The organism is Aquipuribacter hungaricus (genome assembly GCF_037860755.1).
Classification (GTDB): Bacteria; Actinomycetota; Actinomycetes; order Actinomycetales; family JBBAYJ01; genus Aquipuribacter; species Aquipuribacter hungaricus.
The window spans coordinates 1-579 of the sequence record NZ_JBBEOI010000531.1 but is presented as its reverse complement, the minus strand read 5'-3'; the positions used below and the strand labels follow the sequence as shown (position 1 = coordinate 579).

At 65.6% G+C, this 579-nt stretch carries 1 protein-coding gene; it reads left to right on the top strand.

Translation table 11 applies throughout. The features are described from left to right. Positions 1 to 404 precede the first annotated feature (404 nt). Positions 405 to 579: histone-like nucleoid-structuring protein Lsr2 (locus WCS02_RS21015; RefSeq protein WP_340296245.1), on the top strand; the 175-nt coding region annotated here is incomplete at its 3' end.

The following is a 579-nucleotide window of genomic DNA, read 5'->3' as shown; positions in this document are numbered from 1 at the left end:
CGAACACCGCATCAAGTCGACTCATAGGCGCAGCCTCGCGCACCTGCACAGGTAGGCGTAGCTGACACCAGCGCCGTTCCCGGACGCATCTGTCCAGGGGCGCGGCCGGCTGCCGCTGCGGTCCCGTCATCGACGCGATGCCGGATACCAGCAGCAGCTGCGAATGTGACTCACGCAGCAGCCCGGGCTGAGCGGCGGCAGTGATTGACGGTCGACCTCGACACAGCCTGTGACGCGATGTGGATGGACCCAAGCTGGGTTGACCGTGCCCGCAGAGACTGGCTGAGCCCCAACGAAGTGCTGTCCGGGGGCGGTAAGCCTGCCTGGGTGCGGTGATCCGTTGTCTCCTGGGCCAGGATGGGAAGGCCCATTCCTGGTTCGGCTTAGAGAGAGCGGTGCCCGACGTGGCTCAGCACGTGAACGTGGTCCTGGTGGACGACATCGATGGTTCTTCTGCGTCGGAGACGGTGACGTTCTCCTTGGACGGCGTGAGCTATGAGATCGACCTAAACGAGGACAACGCGGCCCGGCTGCGCTCGAGCGTGTCGGAGTTCGTGGAGAAGGGTCGCCGGGCCGGCG